Below are 3,705 nucleotides of genomic sequence, written 5' to 3'. Positions count from 1 at the left end.
GCAGCGAATGCAGGTCCAGCGGCAGCCGGTAGTCGTCGAGGACGCCGTGGGTGGCCGGGTGCGCGCGGGCGACGGAAGCGATCACGCATCCTTCGCGCACCAGGGTGTCGAAGTAGGGGCCGGAGTCGGCGTTGTAGATGTCGGCCGCGCCGACGATGCGATCGACCCGGCGGTCGTACATCGCCATGCAGCGCAGCGCGCGCCCCTCGGCGGTGTCGACGAACACCCAGACGCCGCAGCGGGTGCAGCCGATCAGGTCGGCCACGGCGCGGGTCAGCTGGTCGAAGAACTGGTCGCGGTCGATCTCTCCGCGATCGAGGCGACCGCAGATGTCCTGTACATCCTGACCATCGGCCATAACCGGATTCTGGGACGAAGGCCCATCCTCGCGCCCTGCAAGGTCTTGCAGGGTCCCCAAGAACGAGGGGGTCAGCGCCGCGCCGGGGCGGCGTCGCACCAGGCCGCCACGCCGCACTGCGAACAGAGCGGCTGGCGTGCCTTGCAGACGTAACGGCCGTGCAGGATCAGCCAGTGGTGGGCGTCGACGAGGTAGTGCGCCGGCACCCGCTCCAGCAGCTTCTTCTCGACCTCGAGCGGGTTGCGCCCCGGCGCCAGGCCGGTGCGGTTGGCGACACGGAAGATGTGCGTGTCCACCGCCATGGTCGGCTCGCCGAAGGCGACGTTGAGCACCACGTTGGCCGTCTTGCGGCCGACGCCGGGCAGCGCCTCCAGCGCCTCGCGCGAGCGCGGCACGCGGCCGCCATGTCGCTCGACGAGGATGCGGCAGGTCTCGTACAGGTTCTTCGCCTTGGTGCGGTACAGGCCGATGGTGCGGATGGCCTCGGTGAGCGCCGGCAGGCCCAGCGCGAGGATGCGCTCGGGCGTGTTGGCCCGTGGGAACAGCCGCCGCGTGGCCTTGTTGACGCCGACGTCGGTGGCCTGCGCCGACAGCAGCACGGCCGCCAGCAGTTCGAAGACGTTGGTGTACTCGAGCTCGGTGACCGGGTTGGGGTTGGCCCGCTTCAGCGTGGCGAAGAAGGGTTCGATGTCGCGCGTCTTCATCGGTGGGTCAGCCTCGTGACTGCTGGCGGGCTCGCGCCCGAGCCAGCGCGGCCTCGATCACCGCACGCTTGCGCTCGATCGTGGCGGGGTCGGTGTGCTGGGTATGCCGCGGCAAGTCGGCCAGCTTGGCCTCGGCCTTGGCAGCCAGGCGGGCGTCGTTGTCGCGCGCGGCCTGCTCGATCCGGATGTGGTGGAAAGCGTAGCGGTCGCGTGCCTGTTCGGCCTGGGCCGTGCTCCAGGCCGACCAGCCGGTACGGCCCGCGCTGACCTCGACCATCGCAATGCAATCCACCGGGCAGGCCGGGATGCACAGCTCGCAGCCGGTGCATTGGCCGGCCACCACGGTGTGCATCACCTTCGGCGCGCCCACGATGCAGTCCACCGGGCAGGCCTTGATGCACAGCGTGCAGCCGATGCACCAGGCTTCGTCGATCACGGCGAGGCGCAACGGGCCTTCCGTGCCGCGGGCCGGATCGAGCGGCACGATCGGCCGGCCAGTCATGGCGGCCAGCCGGGCGATGCCTTCGGCGCCGCCGGGCGGGCACTGGTTGATGCCGGCCTCTCCTCGCGCCACGGCTTGCGCGTAGGCCGCGCAGTCCGGATAGCCGCAGCGCGTGCACTGCGTCTGCGGCAGTGCCGCGTCGATCAGGCGGGCGAGGGCGTCTTCTTCGGTCGTCGGCACGCCCCGATTATCGGGCGCGCGCCTTCTTCGCCGGCGCGGCCTTGGCGGCCGAAGCCTGGTGCGAGGCGATGAAGCTGCGCACCTCCGGATAGACCTTCTCGCGCCAGCGGCGGCCCGAGAAGATGCCGTAGTGGCCCGCGCCGACCACGTCGTAGTGGAACTGGCGCGACTTCGCGATGCCGGTGCACAGCTCATGCGCGGCACGGGTCTGGCCGGCGCCGGAGATGTCGTCGAGCTCGCCCTCGACGGTCAGCAGCGCGGTGGTCTTGATGTCCTGCGGGCGCACCAGCTGGCCGTTGACCTTCCAGGTTCCGTTGACCAGGGCGAAGTCCTGGAACACCGTCTTGATGGTGTCGAGGTAGTACTCGGCCGGCATGTCGAGCACGGCGTTGTACTCGTCGTAGAACTCGCGATGAGAGTCGGCGCTGTCGCCGTCGCCGCGAACCAGGTCGAGGAAGTAGTCGTAGTGCGAGCTGAGGTGGCGGTCCGGGTTCATCGCCACGAAGCCGCTGTGCTGCAGGAAGCCGGGGTAGACACGGCGGCCGGCGCCCGGGTAGTTGACCGGCACGCGGTAGATGACGTTGTGCTCGAACCAGGTGTGGCTCTTGTTCATCGCCAGGTTGTTCACTGCGGTCGGGCTGCGGCGCGCGTCGATCGGGCCACCCATCATCGTCATCGTGCGCGGCGTGGCTTCGCCGTTGCTGGCCAGCAGCGAGATCGCCGCGAGCACCGGCACGGTGGGCTGGCACACCGAGATCACGTTGACCTCGGGGCCGATGTGGCGGATGAACTCCTGCACGTAGGCCACGTAGTCGTCGAGGTGGAAGGGGCCGGCCTCGGCGGGCACCATGCGGGCGTCGGTCCAGTCGGTGATGAAGACCTTGTGGTCGCGCAGCAGCGCACGCACCGTGTCGCGCAGCAGCGTCGAGTGGTGGCCCGACAGCGGCGCCACCACCAGCACCGTCGGATGGCCCTTCATGGCCTCGAGCACCTTCGGGTTGTCGCTGAAGCGCTTGAAGCGCAACAGGCGGCAGAAGGGCTTGTGCATCGCGGTCTGCTGCTGCACGGCGACGTCGATGCCGTCGACCGCCACCGAGGTGATGCCGAACTCCGGCTTCTCGTATTCCTTCGAGAGGCGGTGCATCAGGTCGAGGCCAGCGGACACGCGGTCGGCCATCGGCGTGTGCGCGAACGGCGACAGCGGGTGGCTGTAGAGCTTGGACGACGCGGCGGCGAACTCGGCGAAGGGGCTGAGCAGCGCGCGCTGCGTCTCGTACATCTGGTACAGCATGGTCGGGCCCTCTTGGTGCAATGCAGCATTCTAGGGAGAATGCTTGCATCTTGCTGTCGGTCAGTCGGGGTGGAAACCCCGATCGGGCACGAAAAAGGGGCGCAAATCGCGCCCCTGGGTGTCGCGGAGGTGACAGGGATGCTGCTCAGGACACCTTCGCGATCGCTGCCACGACGGCGTCGATGTTCTTGCTGTTGAGTGCCGCCACGCAAATGCGGCCCGAATCGACGCCATAGACGCCGAATTCGCTGCGAAGGCGCTGCATCTGCTCCTTGCTCAGGCCGGAGTAGCTGAACATGCCCTTCTGGCGGGTGATGTAGCTGAAGTCCTGCTTCAGGCCGGCGGCCGTCAGTTTGGCCTGCAGCGCTTCGCGCATCTGCTTGATGCGCACGCGCATGCCGGCCAGCTCGTCTTCCCACATCGCACGCAGTGCCGGGGTGTTGAGCACCGTGGCCACCACCTGGGCGCCGTGCGTCGGCGGGTTGGAATAGTTGGTGCGGATCACCCGCTTGAGCTGGCTGAGCACGCGGTCGGCCTCGTCCTTCGACTCGCAGGCCACCGACAGGGCGCCGACGCGCTCGCCGTACAGCGAGAAGCTCTTCGAGAAGCTGGTGGAAACGAAGAAGTCCAGGCCCGATGCGACGAACTTGCCGATCACCGCGCCGTCCTC

General features: G+C 68.5%; 5 protein-coding genes. All 5 read right to left on the bottom strand.

From position 1 onward, the window contains the following. The coding region (locus tag AB7U92_RS23710; protein WP_428582752.1) for a hypothetical protein at positions 1-457 on the bottom strand (457 nt) is incomplete at its 3' end. After that, a complete protein-coding gene (gene nth / locus AB7U92_RS23705; RefSeq protein WP_428582750.1) occupies positions 430-1,062 on the bottom strand; it encodes an endonuclease III in 633 nt (210 codons plus the stop codon). The genes nth and AB7U92_RS23710, both read right to left, overlap by 28 nt. Positions 1,063-1,069: 7 nt before the next feature. After that, positions 1,070-1,744: an electron transport complex subunit RsxB gene (gene rsxB, locus AB7U92_RS23700; RefSeq protein ID WP_428582748.1), complete on the bottom strand. Its 675-nt coding sequence runs from the start codon at positions 1,742-1,744 to the stop codon at positions 1,070-1,072. Between the two features lie 7 nt (positions 1,745-1,751). Continuing rightward, positions 1,752-3,035, bottom strand: a complete 1,284-nt coding sequence (locus AB7U92_RS23695; RefSeq protein ID WP_428582746.1) for a polyhydroxyalkanoate depolymerase — start codon at positions 3,033-3,035, stop codon at positions 1,752-1,754. A 145-nt stretch (positions 3,036-3,180) separates the two neighbouring features. Then, positions 3,181-3,705 (bottom strand): aminotransferase class I/II-fold pyridoxal phosphate-dependent enzyme (locus AB7U92_RS23690; protein WP_428582744.1); only part of this gene is annotated, 525 nt, incomplete at its 5' end.

The organism is Piscinibacter sp. (genome assembly GCF_050175855.1).
Classification (GTDB): Bacteria; Pseudomonadota; Gammaproteobacteria; order Burkholderiales; family Burkholderiaceae_C; genus Piscinibacter.
This window is presented reverse-complemented; position numbering and strand designations above follow the sequence as displayed.